At 66.2% G+C, this 17,375-nt stretch carries 14 protein-coding genes; 6 read left to right on the top strand and 8 right to left on the bottom strand.

Annotated elements, in window-relative coordinates:
- The first annotated feature begins 125 nt into the window (after positions 1-125).
- Positions 126-692: a hypothetical protein gene (locus tag HMI57_RS04205; RefSeq protein WP_171584653.1), complete on the top strand. Its 567-nt coding sequence runs from the start codon at positions 126-128 to the stop codon at positions 690-692.
- Here the strand turns inward: HMI57_RS04205 and HMI57_RS04210 are convergent.
- From HMI57_RS04210 to HMI57_RS04220, 3 genes are read right to left on the bottom strand one after another with little or no spacing between them, the layout of a single operon-like run.
- Positions 634-1,554, bottom strand: a complete 921-nt coding sequence (locus tag HMI57_RS04210; protein ID WP_171584654.1) for an aminoglycoside phosphotransferase family protein — start codon at positions 1,552-1,554, stop codon at positions 634-636. The genes HMI57_RS04205 and HMI57_RS04210 overlap by 59 nt on opposite strands.
- 6 nt (positions 1,555-1,560) lie before the next feature.
- On the bottom strand, positions 1,561-3,624 hold the full coding sequence (pabB, locus tag HMI57_RS04215) for an aminodeoxychorismate synthase component I (RefSeq protein WP_171584655.1): 2,064 nt from the start codon (positions 3,622-3,624) through the stop codon (positions 1,561-1,563).
- Positions 3,625-3,649: 25 nt separating this feature from the next.
- A complete protein-coding gene (locus HMI57_RS04220) occupies positions 3,650-4,267 on the bottom strand; it encodes a LysE family transporter (protein WP_171584656.1) in 618 nt (205 codons plus the stop codon).
- 70 nt (positions 4,268-4,337) lie between these two features.
- On the opposite strand from HMI57_RS04220, the gene murJ reads away from it, so the two are divergent.
- Positions 4,338-5,876 carry a murein biosynthesis integral membrane protein MurJ gene (gene murJ / locus HMI57_RS04225; RefSeq protein WP_346655129.1) on the top strand — a complete coding sequence of 513 codons (1,539 nt, stop codon included), beginning with the start codon at positions 4,338-4,340 and terminating at the stop codon, positions 5,874-5,876.
- 10 nt (positions 5,877-5,886) lie between these two features.
- Here murJ and HMI57_RS04230 read toward each other — a convergent pair whose 3' ends face one another.
- The 3 genes from HMI57_RS04230 to HMI57_RS04240 all read right to left on the bottom strand — a co-directional run bounded on the left by HMI57_RS04230 (position 5,887) and on the right by HMI57_RS04240 (position 9,232).
- Positions 5,887-7,068: a hypothetical protein gene (locus HMI57_RS04230; RefSeq protein ID WP_171584657.1), complete on the bottom strand. Its 1,182-nt coding sequence runs from the start codon at positions 7,066-7,068 to the stop codon at positions 5,887-5,889.
- Between the two features lie 159 nt (positions 7,069-7,227).
- On the bottom strand, positions 7,228-8,562 hold the full coding sequence (locus tag HMI57_RS19470) for an ATP-binding protein (RefSeq protein ID WP_171584658.1): 1,335 nt from the start codon (positions 8,560-8,562) through the stop codon (positions 7,228-7,230).
- Entirely contained in the window at positions 8,555-9,232 is a 678-nt protein-coding gene (locus tag HMI57_RS04240; protein WP_171584707.1) for a response regulator transcription factor, read from the bottom strand. The genes HMI57_RS19470 and HMI57_RS04240 overlap by 8 nt, the downstream gene beginning before the upstream one ends.
- 138 nt (positions 9,233-9,370) lie before the next feature.
- Between HMI57_RS04240 and HMI57_RS04245 the strand changes: the two genes are divergently transcribed.
- On the top strand, positions 9,371-9,994 hold the full coding sequence (locus tag HMI57_RS04245; protein ID WP_171584659.1) for a DUF3060 domain-containing protein: 624 nt from the start codon (positions 9,371-9,373) through the stop codon (positions 9,992-9,994).
- A gap of 48 nt (positions 9,995-10,042) precedes the next feature.
- Here the strand turns inward: HMI57_RS04245 and HMI57_RS04250 are convergent, their stop codons facing one another.
- Positions 10,043-11,644 (bottom strand): NAD(P)/FAD-dependent oxidoreductase, encoded by a 1,602-nt coding sequence (locus tag HMI57_RS04250; RefSeq protein ID WP_171584660.1) that lies wholly within the window; start codon positions 11,642-11,644, stop codon positions 10,043-10,045.
- A gap of 22 nt (positions 11,645-11,666) precedes the next feature.
- Positions 11,667-12,140, bottom strand: a complete 474-nt coding sequence (locus tag HMI57_RS04255) for a MarR family transcriptional regulator (RefSeq protein WP_171584661.1) — start codon at positions 12,138-12,140, stop codon at positions 11,667-11,669.
- 120 nt (positions 12,141-12,260) lie between these two features.
- Between HMI57_RS04255 and HMI57_RS04260 the strand changes: the two genes are divergently transcribed.
- From HMI57_RS04260 to HMI57_RS04270, 3 genes are all read left to right on the top strand, one after another.
- Positions 12,261-14,471 carry an efflux RND transporter permease subunit gene (locus tag HMI57_RS04260; protein ID WP_171584662.1) on the top strand — a complete coding sequence of 737 codons (2,211 nt, stop codon included), beginning with the start codon at positions 12,261-12,263 and terminating at the stop codon, positions 14,469-14,471.
- A gap of 189 nt (positions 14,472-14,660) precedes the next feature.
- On the top strand, positions 14,661-15,521 hold the full coding sequence (locus HMI57_RS04265) for a methyltransferase domain-containing protein (RefSeq protein WP_171584663.1): 861 nt from the start codon (positions 14,661-14,663) through the stop codon (positions 15,519-15,521).
- An 8-nt stretch (positions 15,522-15,529) separates the two neighbouring features.
- Positions 15,530-16,747, top strand: coding sequence for an aminotransferase class I/II-fold pyridoxal phosphate-dependent enzyme (locus tag HMI57_RS04270; protein ID WP_346655130.1), 1,218 nt, complete (start codon positions 15,530-15,532; stop codon positions 16,745-16,747).
- The last annotated feature ends 628 nt before the right edge of the window (positions 16,748-17,375 follow it).

A 17,375-nucleotide genomic window follows, 5' to 3' on the forward strand; every position in this document is an offset into this window, starting at 1 on the left:
CCCATTTTTAGTGGCCACCGTCCCCCAACGGAAGAATGGCAGTATGTGATTGTGGAATGAATATAGCAGACCTTTCGTGAGTCTTCGTCGGTCAGCTAAGGCGCTTTCTACGGTTAGATAGCCTGATGACTAAAGTCTTCAGCAGGGTTGCGAAATATGGCACCGTCATCGGGTTTATGGCTGCCGCTTTGATGCTGATCTTTGGCGTGCGGTATTTCTTCGAACGGGATCTCTCGGCGGCTCTTGGCGGTGCAGCTGGAGCAGCTATCGGGCTGGCAGTGGGGCTGCCACTGGCTAGTCATCTGCTTCGAAGGAAAGAGCGGCGCCAGTCCGCTGCCGGAAGGATCGAAGTATCAATGCGCGCGCTCTCCGGTGACGACGGGATAACCACTCGCTGGAGAACCGGCGAGGTCCTCATCGGCCCCGGCACGTTGGCGTTTCACCGCCATTGGCGGACCTTCGCCATTCGCCCGTCAAAAGAACCTGTCTCCATCCAGATCGTGGGTGAGGTCGGCGGCCCATTGAGGAAACCAGGCAAATGGGAAGCTTTCAACCGTCTGAATGGCAAGGAGGAGGTCCTTGCTCTGGGCACCCCATCGGGTCGGATCGAGGTGGCAGCAACACCGGCCCGGCTCAGGATGATTCAACAGCGGCTTGCGCCGCCTCCTGGTGGTCCTTCAGTACCTCGCTGATCACCCGGTGGGTGGCCGACTCCTCGTCGGAGCCCGTGCCGATGCACTCAACCAGGGTGATGAGTGCCTTCCACAGCGCCCATCCCCGGGCACGCGTCCAGGTCCCGTCGTCGAGGCCCACCCGGTCGCGGAACATGCCTCGGCCGGACTGATCCAGGAGGGTCCAGGCGACCGTCAGGTCACAGGCCGGATCACCGACGGCGCAGCAGCCAAAGTCGATGACCGCGGCCAACCGGCCGTCCCCGTCCACCAGGAGATTTCCTGCCGCCACATCACCGTGCACCCAGACGGGGTGCCCGGTCCACGGCGCACCGAGGGCGGCTTCCCAGACCCCGACTGCGGCATCCCCGGGCAGCACCTGCCCCAGTTCAGCGATCGCTGCCCGGGTCTCCGCGTCGTAGGTGGCCAACGGTCCGCCGCGGTGAAAGTTGTGTTCGCCCGGCGGGGGAGCACCGCCCGTTTCGATCCGGTGCAACGCCCGGAGGAAGTCCCCCAGCGAGGCGGCGCAGTCGGCCAGATCCACTTTGCCGGTGTCGCTCGCTGCGGTACCGTCGAGCCACCGGTAGACCGACCAGGGCCACGGGTAGTGATCGTCGGCGGCACCCTGCGCCACGGGTTGGGGGATTGGCAACGGAAGCTCGGCGGCCAGTACCGGGAGCCAGCGGTGTTCCTTCATCACCTGGGGGGCGTAACTCGCTGCGCTTGGCAGCCGGACCAGAAACTCCTCGCCGAGCCTGAACGTCCGGTTGTCGTTCCCGCCCGGCAGCACCTCGGTCACGGTGAGCCCGGCCCAGCGGGGAAACTGGCTGGCGATCAACCGGGTGACCAGCTCCACCGACAGCTCGGGCGCGTGATGTGTCATGATTCGTCAGCTGTCCGGGAAGTCGGAGCCGAGACCTGACAACACCCCGAAGGCCTTCGTGCGGACTTCCTCCCACTCATCGGCGGGATCAGAATCAGCGGTAATCGCCCCGCCGACGCCCAGACTCAGCCGGGTACCGCCGTCGTCGTCCTCCAGCACCAGGGTGCGGATGACGACGGCGAGGTCCGCCGCCCCGTTCAGCGAGAAGTACCCAACGGCGCCCGAATACACACCGCGCGGTGCATTCTCCAGCTGGTCGAGGATAGCCATGGTGCTGATCTTAGGTGCTCCGGTCATCGATCCGGCAGGGAACGCCACCGCGACGGCCTCAGCGCGTGACACCCCGGGACGCAATTGGGCGTCAATGGTGCTCACCATCTGATGGACGGTGGCGTAGGTTTCGATCTCGCACAGCCGGCTCACGCTCACACTGCCGGGCACCGCCGCATGGGATAGGTCGTTACGCAGCAGATCAACGATCATGACGTTCTCGGCACGGTCCTTCAGGGACGTCCGGAGGTCCTCGCGGAGCAGGTGGTCGGTCGAGGGGTCAGGGGAACGACGGCGGGTGCCCTTGATCGGTTCGGCACGCAGGGCGCCGGTGGCGCTCAGGCGGAGGAACCGTTCCGGCGAGGTGCTGGCCACAGCGAAACCCGGAAACTGCAGGTAGTGGGCAAAGGGAGCCGGGCTGGATGTCCGCAGGGACAGGTAGATGGCCAACGGGTCCACCGGTGCCGCGGTGTGGGCGTGCAACGCGGTGGTCAGGCACACCTCGTAGGTGTTGCCGTCCCGGATCTCCTCCTGCGCGCGCCGCACCTTGTCCAGGTAGCTATCCCGGGTGTCCCGGGCACTGAACACGGGGGAGAGCTGACCAGGCTCCACTCCGCTGGAGATCGGGGCCGCCACCGGCCTGGAGGCTTGCACGACTGCCCGGCGCGCTGTACTGGCCCAGCCCCTGGCTTCCTCATCGCTGCCGGGGCCAGCCAGGGTGAGCAGGTAGGTGGCCTCCTGCTCATGGTCGATGACGACGGCCCGCCCGGCGAACAGGAGCGCCGCATCCGGAAGGGAACCGGCGGGGGCCGAGCTGCCGCCGGTCTCGCGTTTGAGCTCGTAGCCGAGGTAGCCGAGCCAGCCGAGGGTGAAGCCACACTGGTAGTCGGCGGGGGTGGGCACTGAGCGTCGGCCCCAGGTCCCGTCCAGCCAGCGGAAGAACGGGCCGGGAATGCGGGCCGTCACCGGGCCGGAAACCACCTCGGTGGTGCCCGCGGTATGCCGGGCCAGCTGACCGAACTGCCCGCCGTCGTCGGCCAGGATACTGAACCGGCTCCGCCCGCCGCCGCCCGCCGTCGAGTCGGAACTGTCCAGCCAGACCGCGCACGCTGAACCGCCGTAGAGCGCGGAGAAGAGGTCGCCACCATCGGGCCGGCCCGGCAGGCGCTCCACCTGTAGCGTCACCGCGCGACGCTGTGCCCGTTCGACGGCGAGCAGCGACCCACACTGCGGCAACCCCGTGAGGGCGAGCCGGACCCGCTGCGGCGCAGCCGGATCCCGGTGGCCGTCCACCACCAGGTCGGCGGTCAGCTGCGGCTGGTCACGGTCAAGCCAGGCCTGCTCCTGCCGTGCCCAGCGCTCCCAGAACGGAGCGAACGTGTCACCGTCGCGGTTGAGCGCACTGGTGCGCCGAACCTCCGCTGGAGCCTCCACCCAAATGCTCACATCAAGGAATTCCAGCGCCGCCCGGCACGCCGCGCCCACCCCTTCAACGATGACGACGTCCGCCGGCTCGGTGCTGTGCTCCGGCCCGTCGTCGTCGGCGGTCCAGTCCCAGGCCCTCCACCGGGCGGTACGACCCGCCGTCAGCGGGGCAAGCACCCCCGCAACGTACCGGTCCATGCCGGCTTCCAAACCGTCCCAGCCCGGGTAGATATCCTCAAGATGGAACAGGCTCACGGTGTGGTGCTCGCGGAGCAGGGCGGCCAGCTCGACCGCAAGGGTGGTCTTGCCAGCCCCCGACCGACCATCGACGGCGATGATCAACGGTACGACGGCGGTCCCGGCTTTGGGTGCCATGGGCGGCGGATCCTTCGAGGTGGCGTCAGGCGACGGCGAGCAGGATGCCCACGGCTACAAACAGTAGGCCAAAGACGCGGTTCAGAACTATCTGACCCCGCGGATTCTGGGTGAACCGCCTGAACGACTTCGCGGCAGCTGCATAGAAGAACCACATGACGAGCACATCGATGGCCACCACCGTTCCCGCGAGGACACCGTACTGGCCCAGCAGCGGTTCGCTGGGCTTGATGAACTGGGGGATGAACGCGAGGAAGAACACGATCGCCTTCGGGTTGAGCAGGTTCACCCACAGGCCGCGCCGGAACAGGGAGAAGGCACCCTCGGCCTGGCGGACCGCCGCCTGTTCCTCAAGGTCGGGACGCTGGAGCAGTTTCCGTATCCCCAGGTAGACCAGGTAGGCGGCGCCACCGAACCGGATGACGTTGAAGGCGACCGGTGAACTCGCGACGAGCAGTCCCACGCCTGCGGCCACCACCGCGATGTGCACCAGGAGGGCAACCTGCTGGCCCAGAATTCCCCACATGGATCGGCGGAATCCCACCGTGAGCGAGTTGCTCATGGTGTTGACGGCTCCCGCACCGGGGCTGAAGCTGATGAGGGCCTGGGCTCCCAGCAGAGCCAGCCAGACGGAAAAAGTCACCAGACAATTCTACGGCGGTACGCTGCCGTCCGGTGCGGGCGATCCCGGTCACGAAATGTATCGTCATAGGGTGACTAGGCCAGGTATTCGCAGGGCAGCCCTGCTGGTGACGGGTCTGACGGCTGTGTCCACCCTCTTCGGCTTCGTCCGCGACGTCGTTATCGCCGCCGTTTTCGGTGCTGGCGCCGCCCTTGACGCCTACCTGGTGGCGCAGGGGTTGATGAATATTGTCCTGGGCCTGATCGCCTACGCGATGGCCCGGGCCGCGATCCCCGTCACCTCCCGTGAGGCCGCCGAGGAGGTGGATGGCTGCCGGGGGCACCCGGGCTTCGACACCGCGATCACCGTCACCATGATCGTCCTCGGGGTGGGCGGCGTGGTGATGAGCATCTTCGCCGGACCGGTCACCGCGGTGATCGCCCCCGGGTTCGACGGCGCCCAGGCTGAGCTCGCCGAATCGCTCACCCGGATCGTGCTGATCGCCACCGTGCTGATCGCCGGCACCGACCTGCTGGCCGCACTGTCGCAATCGCACGGACGGGTGGCCTGGTCCGCGCTGCAGGGCGTGCCGTTCAACATCATCATGATCGGTGCTGCAGGCCTGTTCGGTCCCACCTACGGGATCGCCGCGCTCGCCGTCGGATTTGTGGTCGGCTCGGGAGCACGCCTGCTGCTGCAGTTGCCACCGCTGTTCTCGCTGGGCACCCGGGTGCGCCCGCGGCTGAAACTGCGCGACCCCGGGTTCCGCGAAATGGCACGTCTGATGCCGCCCATGCTGGTGGGCAGTGCCATCGGCAACATCAACACGCTCGTGGACCGTGCCGTCGGATCTACCCTCGAGGAGGGTGCCATCACCGCCCTGTCCTACGGGTGGCGGCTGGTCAATCTCCCCGAAACCCTCATCATCGCTTCCCTGCTGGTCCCCCTCTACCCGGCGCTGAGCGCCTCCTCGAAGAACATTGTTGAGATACGTCGGCTGGTGGGCAGGGGGCTGGCGGTGGCGGTCAGCGTCCTGACACCTTTGTGCGTGGTGATGATCATCGCTGCCCAGCCACTCGCGGAGGTGGCCTTCGGCCGCGGCGCCTTTACCGGTGATGACATCACCGCGACGGCGACAGCCCTCGCCTGGTACGCGCCGGCGCTGCTGGCGCTGGGCTGCCGGCAGGTGGTGGTCAGCACCTCCTACGCGATTGGAGATGCGCGGGCCCCGGTGGTGGTGGCGGTGATTGCGATGGTCATCAACGTGGTCGGCGACATCCTGCTCGCCCCGCTGATGGGGATTGCGGGCATCGCACTGGCGACCACCGCGTCGCTGGTATTTGCTGCCCTCGCGAACAGCTGGCTTCTCCGACGCCGGCACCAGGGTCTCGACCTCCGGGCCGCGGTGGCCCTGTTGGCGCGGGCCCTGCTCCTCGCCGCCGTGGCGGGCGCGGCCGGGGTGGGAGCGCTGGCGCTGATTGAGGGCCAGCCCGCGATCATCACCGGCGGGGTGGCAGCATTGGTGGTGTGCGGTGTCTACCTGCTGGGTCTGATAGTGCTGCGTGCTCCGGAACGGCTTCTCGCCCTGGACATGGTCAAGTCAGTGGTGCGGAAGGGCCGGCGGGACTAGCGGCCACGGCTCAGGTGGTGGCGGGGGCCGGCTTGGGCTTACGATCCACCCGGCGGAGCCGGGCTGAGGCGAGGTGCAGGGTAGGTCCTGGGTCGCGGAGGTTCCACACACTGTGGACGCCCTGGCTGGCCCACCGCAGCGTGTCAACGACGTCGGTGATCCTCCCGCCGCGGCGTTCGACGCTGGCTCGCCGCAGGTCGCCGGCTGTCCAGGCGTAGCGCATGCCTGCTGCCGCGTCGGGCAGGTTGTCGACTTTCTCGCCCAGTACCAGCCGTCCCCACAGGTCGGTCAGTCCGGGCCGGGCCGAATTGGTCAGGGCCATGGATCCGAAGAACCGGCCATTGAGGTCGATCAGGTGATGGGCGCCGTCGTCGTCGATCAGGAACTGCAACTCCACCAGCCCCCACCAGCCGAGGTCCCGGAGCAGGGCCTCCGCCCGGGCCGCTAGATCCTCGTCCACGGGTACCGTCTCGGCCCGGGTGGATACGCCGTTGGGAGTCGGCCAGAGGCGTGAGGTCACCTGCTGCACCCGCCCGTCGAGGTGGCCGTCATGGAAAACACCGATCAGTGCACCGAGATGACCCTTGATGGGTTGCTGGAGGATCGGTTCGGCCCCGGATTTGAGGATCCGTTCGATCTGCGGGCCGGCGGATACGGCGTCAGGAAAGAGCTTCGCTTCGATCCGGTGAGGGCGGGTCTGGCCGTGTGACCAATGGGTCAGGCATTTGACTACCACCGGCCCGTCCCACTCCGCGATGGCCTGCGCGGTCGCCGGAACGGTTCTGGGCGCGGCAAGACCGGTGCGGTTTGCGCGGTCGGACAGCTCCACCTTGTTCAACGCCGCGTTCACGACGTCGGCCGGCGGGTGGGCCACCCGGGTAGGGATTTCGTCGCGGTAGGTGGCAAGTGCTGCCATCCAGTCATCGCCGCCGCCGAAGACGACGTCGTAGGATCCGACAGCCACCGCGCGGCGTACGCCCTCGATGAACGCGGTGCCGTCCTGCCGCGGCCGGGGTACTACGTGCCGGGCGGAAACGGCGACCGATGCGCACAGCATGCCCCCGCCGTCGGGCGTGCCAACACCCACGAGCCAGCCGGACTGACGCAGTGACCGAACTGCTGCGAGCGCGCCCCTGTCCCGGCTGGTGCTGATGACGAGGGCGCGGCGCCCCTCGTGTGTTGTGTCTTTCAAGCTCGCCTCAAGAATTGTGAGCGTCCGCACCGATGCTCCACACCGGTGCGGACGCTCCTGTAGATCAAATCATTGCTTGAGTTCCACTGTACTGTCGGGACCGGCTGTAGCCCCGTTTACCGGGCACTCCCGGCGTTTTTCTCATCAACCTCTCATCCGTCAGCCGGCGGCGGGAAGGCTCACTTCGATGCGGGTCCCACCCAGTTCGCTACCGGTGATCAGCACCGTGCCGCAGTGGGCTCCGACGATTTCCCGCACGATGGCCAGACCCAGGCCGCTTCCTCCCGAGTTGCGCGCCCGCGCCTCGTCGAGGCGGGCGAACCGGTCGAAAACCCGTTCCCGGTCGGCCTCAGGAATCCCCGGCCCGTCGTCCTCGACCGCGAGCACAGCCTTCCCCCCGACAACCGCCAGACGGAGGGCTACGCGGGTGCTGGCGTGCTGGGCCGCATTGTCGACCAGGTTTCGGACCAGCTGGGTCAGCAGAATGGGGTCGCCGACAACCCGGGCGGCACCCAGGTCCGAGGCATTGATGGTCAGGTGGGTGGACTGGCGCAGCCGCCGGACCTCATCCAGGAGCAGATCGTCCAGGTCCACTTCGACCCCGGCGAGCCCCAGCGATTGTTCGTCGGCCCGGGCGAGCACCAGCATGCCCGCGACCAACCGTTCCAGGCGCCCACCCTCATCCTCGATCGCGCCCGCAAGATCGGCGGCGCTAATGCGGTCGGGATGGGTTCTGGCTACCTCGGCGTACTGGTGCAGGGATGCGAGGGGCGACTTCAGCTCATGGGAGGCATCGGAGATGAACCGGCGCTGCGACTGCTGGGAGGATTCGAGGCGGTCCAGCATATTGTTCATGGTGCGGGCCAGCTGGCTGAGTTCGTCCGACCCACCGGGATCGATGACGCGGCGGTGCAGGTTCCGGGCCGTGACCTCGTCGACTTCCCGGCGCATCCGATCCACCGGGATCAGCGACCGTCCCACCACCAACCAGGTCGATCCCGCGACGAGCACAGTCAGCAACGGCACCATGCCGGCCAGCGTCGTGGCGACGGCGGAGAGCGTGTCCTTGATGTCCTCGATGGTGCGGCCCACCACGATGAGCTGGCCTCCGTCGGCCTGCTCGGACATCACCAGGTAGTCATCGTCGTCGTCCGGTAGTTGCAGGACCACCCCGTCCTCCGTTTCCGGGATCCGCAGGACACCGTCCGGGGCGCTGTCGCTGGCGGCGAGGACGGCACCGGAGGGGGAGATGACCTGGAAGAACCTGTCGTCGTCCACCTCGGTAATGGCTGGCAGTGAGGTCACGCGGGCCTCCAGATCGTCTCCATCGCCGTCGAGCGACGCCTGTACCTCGGCGAACAGTGCACCCCTGAGGAGGGCGAAGAACACCAGCGCACACACCGTGAGGGACAGCCCCACGATGAGCGAAGCAGCAACGGTGAACCGCGCCCGGAGGGATCGTTGACCCCACCAGGCGGGCAGGCGCCTAGCCACCGTTTTCAGCCAGCCGGTAGCCCGCTCCGCGCAGCGTTTCCAGGGACGTCCGGCCGAAGGGCCGATCAAGTTTATTGCGGAGATGACCGATATACACCTCGACGATGTTGGGATCACCCTCGAAGTCGTAGTCCCACACGCTGGCCAGGATGTCCCGCTTCGAAACGGTCTGGCCTGCGTGCCTCGCCAGGAATTCGAGGACGGCGAACTCGCGGGCGGTGACTTCGATCTGCGTGTCCCCGCGCCAGACCCGTCGCGCGGCCGGGTCTACCCGGAGATCACCGGCGGACAGGACCGCTGGGCGTTCGCTGGTGCCGCGCCGGATGAGGGCTCGCATCCTGGCCAGCAGTACGGCGAAGGAGAATGGCTTGGTCAGATAGTCATCGGCGCCGGTGTCGAGGCCGTCCACCTGGTCGCTGATGCCGTCCCGGGCTGTCAACATGAGAATCGGGGTCCAGTTTTCCTCGGCGCGGAGGGTCCTGCAGACCTCCAGCCCGTTGAGTTCCGGCAGCATCACATCGAGCAGGATCACCGCGTACTGGTGCTCCCTTGCAAACCACAGCCCGTCCACACCGGTCGCTGCGGTGTCCACGGCGAACCCCTCGCCCTCGAGTCCTCTGCGCAGGCCGTTGGCCAGTCCCGCCTCATCCTCGACTACCAGCACCCGCATGCGCTCATCCCGTTTCATCCTGCCGAAGCAATATTTGATCGTCTTCAGTGTGCCTTCAGTAACCTGAGTGCACACTGAAGACCTGTATCAACCACCGTCGGCCCCTCAAAGGTCGCCAACTTTCCAGGAGCTATCAGCATGACCCATCGTTTCAGCCCGCGCCTCACCGTTGGACTCGCAGCCGTGGCGCTGCTCCTCACCGGCTGCTCGACCGGGGACAACGCCAACGAGATCGTTCCCACCGCCGACAGCGCGGCGGAGAGCACCACCGAATCGGCGGCTACCGCGCCCGCTTCCCCAAGCGCCGCGTCGACCTCCGAGGTTTCCCCCTCCACCGAAGCGAGCCCGACGGCGGCCGCCGGTGCCGAAGGAACTCCCGTCACCCTCAGCGCCGGGATGGATCACCGGATCACCGAAAGCGGATCCTCCCACACCGTGCAGTGCGACGGCGGCGGCGACGTCGATGTTCGCGCCGATGATGTCACCTTGACGGTGCGCGGCGAGTGCGAAGAGATCGAGATCGATGGATCGGGCAATACGGTGACCGCCGAGAACACCCGCGAGATCGATGTGCAGGGCAACAACAACTCGGTCACCGCCACCGACGTCCGCGACCTGTCCCTGGAAGGAACCGCGAACACCGCCACGCTCACCTCAGTCGAGGAAATCGACGTGGAAGGCCCCGACAATACCGTCACCTACGAGACCGGCACCCCGGAGATCGACGATGAGGGGTCGAACTCCACGATCACCGGCCCCTAGCGCCGGCTGTTAGCGGTCCCATTGTTTGGCAGGCTGCGGCCGGTGGCCCTACTGATCCTCCAGGAGGGCCATGGCCGCGCTGTGGCCGCCCAACCCGCTGACCCCGCCGCCGCGCTGCGATCCTGCCCCGCAGAGCAGCACGCGCGGGTGGTCGGTCGCAACACCCCACCGTTCGGCAGGGGTGTTCAACGGGGCATCGTCCTCGGCGAAGGGCCAGGACAGCGGGCCATGGAAGATGTTGCCACCGGTGAGCCCGAGGGTCTCCTCCAGGTCACGGGTCGTCTTCGTCTCGATGCAGGGACGGCCGTCGCCGTCGCGCAGGACGCAGTCCTCGATCGGTTCGGCCAGCACACTGTTCAGCGACGCCAACACGGCGGCCTGCAGCTCGGCGCGCAGGGCATCATGGTCCGCACCCTGCGTCAGCCGGTGCGGGGTCTGCAGCGAAAAGACGGTCAGGGTCTGGGCGCCCGCCGCGCGGAGCGAGTCCGACAGGATCGAGGGATCCGCCAGCGAGTGGCAGTAGATCTCGATCGGCAGGGGGGAGGGGATCCGGCCCCCCTCTGCTTCGGTGTAGGCGGTATCGAGCTGTGAGTACAGCTCGTTGATGTGGAAGGTTCCCCCGAATGCCTGCTCCGGTTGCACCGTCGGGTCCTTAAGCCGCGGCAACCGGGACAGCAGGAGGTTGACCTTCACCTGGGCGCCCTCAGCCGCTACAGCGGTGGAAGCGAAGCCTTCTGCGCCGGGCCCGCCCATCAGCCGGCCCAGCACCGCGGGTGTGACGTTGGCCAGCACATGCCCGCCCGTAACGGTCAGTACCGGTCCCTGACCGCCCGATTCCCGGTAGTGGACGACGCCGTTCGGCGCGACGGCGGTCACCTCAGCCCCGGTGCGGATCACCACCCCCGCGGCGAGCGCCGCACGTTCCAGTGCACCGCTGACGGCGCCCATCCCGCCGACGGGAACGTCCCAGTCCCCGGTCCCGCCACCGACCACGTGATAGAGGAAGCACTTGTTCTGCTGCAGGTCCTCGTCGTGGGCCCGGGCAAAGGTGCTGATCAGTCCGTCAGTGAGGAGTACTCCGCGGGCCAGATCGCTGTCAACTGTCTGCTCGATCACCTGGCCGAGGGGCTGCTCGATGAAGTCCTTCCAGATTCCGTCGTCGCCCACCAGCTCCCGGGCCTCGGAGCGCCGCAGGAGTGGCGCGGTGACGGTGGGCCAGAGCTTTTCCGCCAGAACCGCGGTGCGGGTGTAAAAGGTGGTGAACCTGGCTGCGTCGTCGCCAGCACCCACCCGGTGGAAGCTCTCCCGGGTGGCCTGGTCGTCCTCGTTGTCGATCAGCAGCCCCGTCTCGCCCCCGGGTAGCGGGGTGTAGGAGGAATAGCGTCGGCGCACCAGTTTCAGGTCCAGACCCAGATCGTCGATGATCTGTTGCGGGAACAGGCTGACCAGATAGGAATAGCGGGAGATTCGCGCGCCGGTGCCGGGGAAGGGTTCCGCCGAGACGGCAGCACCGCCGACGTGGTCCTGGCGTTCCAAGATCACGACCGACCGGCCCGCTTTTGCCAGATAGGTAGCGGCGACCAGCCCGTTGTGTCCGCCGCCCACCACTACTGCATCGAAGTGCTCATGTCCGCCCGGTGTGTGCTCCATCCACTGAGCGTAGCAACTGCGCCTACTCGGCTGGAGGGTGGACGACGTCGTCCCGTGCGGCGATGGTGGCAGCGGTGATCTGGCGCATCATGTCGGCCAGGAGACGCTGCTCCTCCTCGGAGAAATTCTTCAGCGCACCGCCGATATGCCGCGCCAACGGGGCAAAGAGTTGCCCACCGGTGAGCATCGCCTTCTCGGTCATTTCGAGGTGTACCTGGCGCCGGTCGATATCGCTGCGTGAACGTTTGACGTGGCCGGCATTGTCGAGGCGGTCCACCAGGGCCGTCGTTGCGGGGGAGCTGAGGTGGAGTTCGGAACGCAGCATGCCGGGGGTGACGGTCATTCCCGCCCGTGCGGCACCCATCATGACCCCGAGGGCGTTGAGGTCGGTCCGGTACAGCGAGTCGCGCGCGCTGACAGCATCCACGTAGCGGTCCGTTTCCACGGTGAACTGCTGGAGTAGAGCCATCAATTCGGGCTGGGGATTCTCTGCCATGGTTACTTTCACCTCATCGGTCCAACAGTTGCAGCAAAATCAACTCTAGTCCGTATACCCAACTATCTCCATGATGGATATAGTCTCTTTTAGAGATAAGTACTTTGAGAGGCGTTCATCATGCACAGCAAGTGGTTACGGGTCCTGCTCCCCGCCGTCGTCGTCCTGATCTGGTTGATGGGAGCGGCGTTTGGTGGCCCAACGTTCGGCAAGCTGGAGGAGGTCTCCAGCAATGACCAGGCTTCCTTCCTGCCAGCAAGCGCCGAGTCCACCGAGGCGGGCGAGCTGCAGGAGCAGTTCACCGAATCGGATGCGCTGCCGGCGGTGATCGTGGTGGAGTCCGAGACCGAGATTCCACCGACCGAGCTGGGTGTCTACGAAGAGCTGGCGACATCTCTGGCTGCGGTCGAGGGCCTGGAGCCACCCGAGGAAGGTGCCCCGGCTGTCATCGGCCCGGTCCCGTCCGAGGACACGTTCGCCACCCAGTACATCGCCTTCGTCGCCGACGACGCCGAACTGGGGGACGTCGTCGAGGAACTGCGGGCGGTGCTGACCGCCGAGATCCCGGACGGCACCACCGGTTATGTCACCGGTCCGGCCGGTTTCGCGACTGACCTGGTCAGTGCATTTGGAGGGATCGACGGGCTGCTGCTCGGGGTGGCCCTCGCCGCCGTGTTCGTCATCCTGCTGGCGGTCTACCGGTCGGTGATCCTGCCCTTCCTGGTGCTACTGACTTCCGTGTTCGCGCTCGCCACCTCGATTCTGCTGGTCTACGCGCTGGCAAGCTGGGGATGGATCCAGCTGAGCGGCCAGAGCCAGGGCATCCTGTCGATCCTGGTGATTGGCGCAGCCACCGACTACGCACTGCTGCTTGTTGCACGGTACCGGGAGGGGCTGAGCGAGTTCGAGTCCAAGTGGGATGCGATGCGGGTGGCCTACCGCGGTTCGTTCGAACCCATCCTGGCGTCTGCTGCGACAGTCATCATTGCGCTCCTGTGCCTGCTGTTCTCCGACCTCAACTCCAACCGCAGCCTAGGCCCGATCGCGGCGATTGGCATCGTGTTCTCCCTCGCGGCTGCCCTGACCTTGCTACCGGCGTTCCTGTTGCTGTTCGGTCGCGCAGCCTTCTGGCCATTGCGGCCCAAGGCCGGTACGCATCATGTTCAGCCCGATGGAGTCGAGGCGACAGGCCTGGAAGGTCTCCGCGGCATCTGGAAGAGGGTTGCGACCCTCATTTCCCGCCGGGCGCGCACCGTCTGGATTACTTCCTTCCTGGTGCTCGCCGCCGGCTCACTCGGACTGTTCCAGCTGCAGGCCAACGGAGTGCCGCAATCGGCCCTGATCCTCACGGAATCCAATGCCGTGGACGGCCAGGATGCGTTGGCACGACACTTCGACGCCGGATCCGGTAGCCCGGTCTCGGTCATCGCCCCGGAACAGGACCAGGATGCAGTCCTGGAGGTGGTCCAGAACCAGGCCGGCATCACCGACGCGGCACTGACTGTCGAATCACCCGAGCCCGGCAGCGACGTCGTCGTCCGCGACGGCAACGTCCTGATCACCGGAACCCTTGAGGCGCAGGCGGACTCCGAGCAGGCTGAGGATGTGGTGCGCGAACTGCGGACCGCGCTCGACGACGCCAGCCCTGAAGCTCTGGTGGGTGGGGTAACAGCCATTGCCATCGACACCAATGACACCGCGCAAGCAGACCTCGTGAAGATCATTCCGATTGTGCTGGTGGTCATCCTGCTGATCCTCATGCTGCTGCTGCGCTCGGTGGTCGCTCCAGTGCTGCTGATCTTCAGTGTGGTGCTCTCCTACGCCACGGCGCTGGGCGTATCGGCACTGGTCTTCAATAACCTGCTCGGGTTCGAGGGCGCTGATGCATCAGTGCCGCTGTTCGGGTTCGTCTTCCTTGTGGCGCTTGGGGTGGACTACAACATCTTCCTGATGACCCGGGTGCGGGAGGAGTCCCTGCGGATCGGTACCCGGCCGGGGATCCTGCGGGGTCTGGGTGTGACCGGTGGCGTGATTACCTCGGCGGGCGTGGTCCTGGCGGCGACGTTCGCGGCCCTCGGTGTCATCCCGATCCTGTTCCTGGCCCAGATCGCGTTCATTGTGGCCTTCGGCGTCCTGCTCGACACGCTGATTGTCCGGTCGCTGCTGGTGCCCGCGCTTGCCTATGACATTGGGCATCGCATCTGGTGGCCGTCGCGCCTCGGCCGGGCGGCCGGACCGGTGCACCGGGCGGGTTCGCCGTCGGGCGCGACGGGGTCCTCCTCGGGGTCCACTGAGCGTCAGCGCCGGGCCGAGCCAGCTCACCGCGGGTAACCCTTTCATCTCGCCGGGCGGTGAGATCCGGTGGGCCGAGACGATCTCGGCCCGCGCAATCTCACCGCTCGACGGCGGGGTCGCGCGGTCTAGACAGCCCTTTACAGCCGCGGTGACCAGGGCCATAATCTGTGGCATCACAGCCTCCACTGATTCAGCGCGCTGCAATCCGCCAGTCGAGGAGCCATCATGAGCGACCCAAAAAATCGAAGTGAAACCGACAAGACCAGTTCGACCGCGTCTGAGCAAGACCAGGCGCTGAAGGCCAGACATCGGGCCATGTGGGCCCTGGGGGATTACCCTGCGCTGGCCGCTGACATCATCCCTGAACTTGGCACCGTGCTCGTCGAAGCCGCCCGGGTGCAACCCGGGGACAGGGTGCTCGACGTCGCCGCCGGAACCGGCAACGCAGCCATCCCCGCTGCGCTCGCCGGTGCCAGCGTGGTCGCCAGCGACCTGACCCCCGAGCTGCTCGCTGCGGGCCGCCGCCTTGCCGAGGAGCGGGGTGCCGACATCGAATGGCTGGAGGCCGACGCCGAAGCGCTGCCGTTCGCAGACAACAGCTTCGACGTCGTGCTTTCGTGCGTCGGTGTGATGTTTGCCCCGCATCATCAGGCAAGTGCTGACGAGTTGGTGCGTGTCTGCCGTTCCGGGGGAACCATCGCCTTGCTCAACTGGACCCCCGAAGGGTTCATTGGGCAGATGTTCGCTGCGATGAAGGAGTATGCGCCGCCACCAGCTCCCGGCGCCCAACCGCCGCCTCTATGGGGAAACCCGGAGCACGTCAGGAAGCTGCTGGGGGATCGCGTCACCAACATTGAGGAGCGGAAGGCCACTCTGAGGGTGGACCATTTCAGCAACGCTGAAGGGTTTCGTGACTACTTCAAGACGCGGTATGGCCCCACGATCGCCGTGTACCGCAATATCGGGGACGACGCCGCACGCGTGTCCGCCCTGGATCAGGCGCTCGCGGAACTTGCCCGAAAGTATGCGCAGAACAACGGCGACGTTGAATGGGAGTACCTGCTCCTGACAGCCACGGTCCAATGAAGTCGTCGGTGGCGCGCTCGCCTGGATCGCAGTCGCCTGTCTCAGATCGAGCCGCCGCCGTCGAGGGGGTCCTGCCGTACCGGCTGCTGAATAGGTTCTTCACGTCGTCGCAGTACGCCGAACGGCAAAATGAACCGGGTATTTGCGACCTGACGTTCGGCAACCCGCACGAAATGCCGCAGGACGCCTATGTCGAGGCCCTCCAGGAGGCTACCCTTCCGCGTAACGATCAGTGGTTTGCCTACAAACAGAACACGCCTGAGGCCCAGGAGGCTGCGGCGTCGTCCCTTGAGCGTCTTCTGGGGATACCTTTCCGGCCCGAGGATATTCACCTGACCACTGGCGGATTCGCTGCGATTGCGCTCGCGCTCAAGGCGGTGGCAGATCCTGGGGATGAGGTGATCTACAGTCTCCCGCCCTGGTTCTGTTACGAGCCGATCGTGGTGGAGGCGGGCCTGGTGCCGGTGAAGGTCACAATCAACCTGGAGACCTTTGACCTCGATCTGGACCAGATCGCGGCTGCCATCACCGACCGCACCCGCGCGGTGATCGTTAATTCGCCGAACAACCCGACCGGTCGAATCTATCCTCCGGTTGTCCTGCAGGGCCTCGCAACGATTCTGGAGGAGGCCTCGGCGAGGATCGGGCGCCGCATCTATGTGATCTCGGATGAACCGTACAACCGGATTGTGTACGAGGGCGCCAGCTTCCACAGTCCGGTCGAGTTCTACCCTCACACCCTGTTGGCGTACTCCTATGGGAAGACCCATCTGTCGCCCGGGGAGCGGATCGGGTACCTTGCGCTGCCTCCGACGCTGCCGGAGCGGGAGGGGCTGGTGGGTGCGCTCGCAGCGCTGCAGTTGGCAATGGGGTGGATCTACCCCAATGCGGTGTTGCAGCATGCCCTGCCGAGACTTGAGCAGTTCTCGATCGATGTGGCCTCGCTTCAAGGCAAGCGGGATCGGATGGTCGACGCGTTGCAGGCGATGGGTTATTGGGTCAGTCGTCCGGAAGGGACGTTCTATCTTTTCGTGGGATCGCCTGATCCCGACGACGAGGCGTTCGTCGCGGCCCTGGCCGACCGGGGCGTCTTCGTGATGCCCGGCGCGCTGTTCGAGACCCCGGGTTTCTTCAGGATCTCGTTGACAGCAAATGAGGGGATGCTCGAACGAAGCCTGCCGGTCTTTGCCGCCGCCATTGGCCGGGAACCGAGCACCGCTGACTAGCTGTACGCAGTTAGGCAGCGGGTCGGGTGGTGATCTGCTAGACCGGCGGGGTGTGCTCGGCCAGCGAGGCAGCCAGTGTGTCTGGGGTGAGTCCGGCAGCGGGGTAGGCGAGCTAGCCAGGGAGTCAGGTGGTGATCTGCTAGACCGGCGGGGTGTGCTCGGCTAGCCAGCCAGCGAAGGGAGGGGTAATCAGCGGGTCCTCCTTTCCAGCGAGAGCCACGAGGGCTTTGGGCCGGGCAGCCGGTGGGGCGAGTATCAACTAGCCAGCCAGCCAGGCAGACCCGCGGTATCCCAGGCAGCTATCCAGCCAGCCAGCGAAGCGAGGAGCGATCACCGGCCCTACCTTTCCAGCGGGCAACGAGGGCATTGGGTCAGGCAGCCGGTGAGGCGAGTATCAATCAGCCAGCCAGCTAAGTCCGCGGTATGCCAGGCAGCTATCCACCCAGTGTCCGATTGCTGGCCGCATTATTGATGGGTTGCAAAACTCAGCAAAGGTTGAGCCCGCGCCGCGCTTAGAGGAATGATGCTGCTTAGAAGGGTGGTGGGTCTTCCTTCAGTGTGGGTGGTGGGTCGGGTCTGGTGAGGTAGGTTTCGCCGGCGGGTGAGATGGCGATGATCATTCCGGGTT

The sequence above is a fragment of the Arthrobacter sp. 260 genome (assembly GCF_013116745.1).
In the GTDB taxonomy this organism is placed as follows: Bacteria; Actinomycetota; Actinomycetes; order Actinomycetales; family Micrococcaceae; genus Arthrobacter_D.

Excerpts from the sequence above, each read along its gene's own strand:
- HMI57_RS04205 (WP_171584653.1), top strand. The coding sequence starts at position 126 with ATGACTAAAGTCTTCAGCAGGGTTGCGAAATATGGCACCGTCATCGGG.
- HMI57_RS04210 (WP_171584654.1), bottom strand. The coding sequence starts at position 1,554 with ATGACACATCACGCGCCCGAGCTGTCGGTGGAGCTGGTCACCCGGTTG.
- pabB (WP_171584655.1), bottom strand. The coding sequence starts at position 3,624 with ATGGCACCCAAAGCCGGGACCGCCGTCGTACCGTTGATCATCGCCGTC.
- HMI57_RS04240 (WP_171584707.1), bottom strand. The coding sequence starts at position 9,232 with ATGCGGGTGCTGGTAGTCGAGGATGAGGCGGGACTGGCCAACGGCCTG.
- HMI57_RS04245 (WP_171584659.1), top strand. The coding sequence starts at position 9,371 with ATGACCCATCGTTTCAGCCCGCGCCTCACCGTTGGACTCGCAGCCGTG.
- HMI57_RS04250 (WP_171584660.1), bottom strand. The coding sequence starts at position 11,644 with ATGGAGCACACACCGGGCGGACATGAGCACTTCGATGCAGTAGTGGTG.
- HMI57_RS04255 (WP_171584661.1), bottom strand. The coding sequence starts at position 12,140 with ATGGCAGAGAATCCCCAGCCCGAATTGATGGCTCTACTCCAGCAGTTC.
- HMI57_RS04260 (WP_171584662.1), top strand. The coding sequence starts at position 12,261 with ATGCACAGCAAGTGGTTACGGGTCCTGCTCCCCGCCGTCGTCGTCCTG.
- HMI57_RS04265 (WP_171584663.1), top strand. The coding sequence starts at position 14,661 with ATGAGCGACCCAAAAAATCGAAGTGAAACCGACAAGACCAGTTCGACC.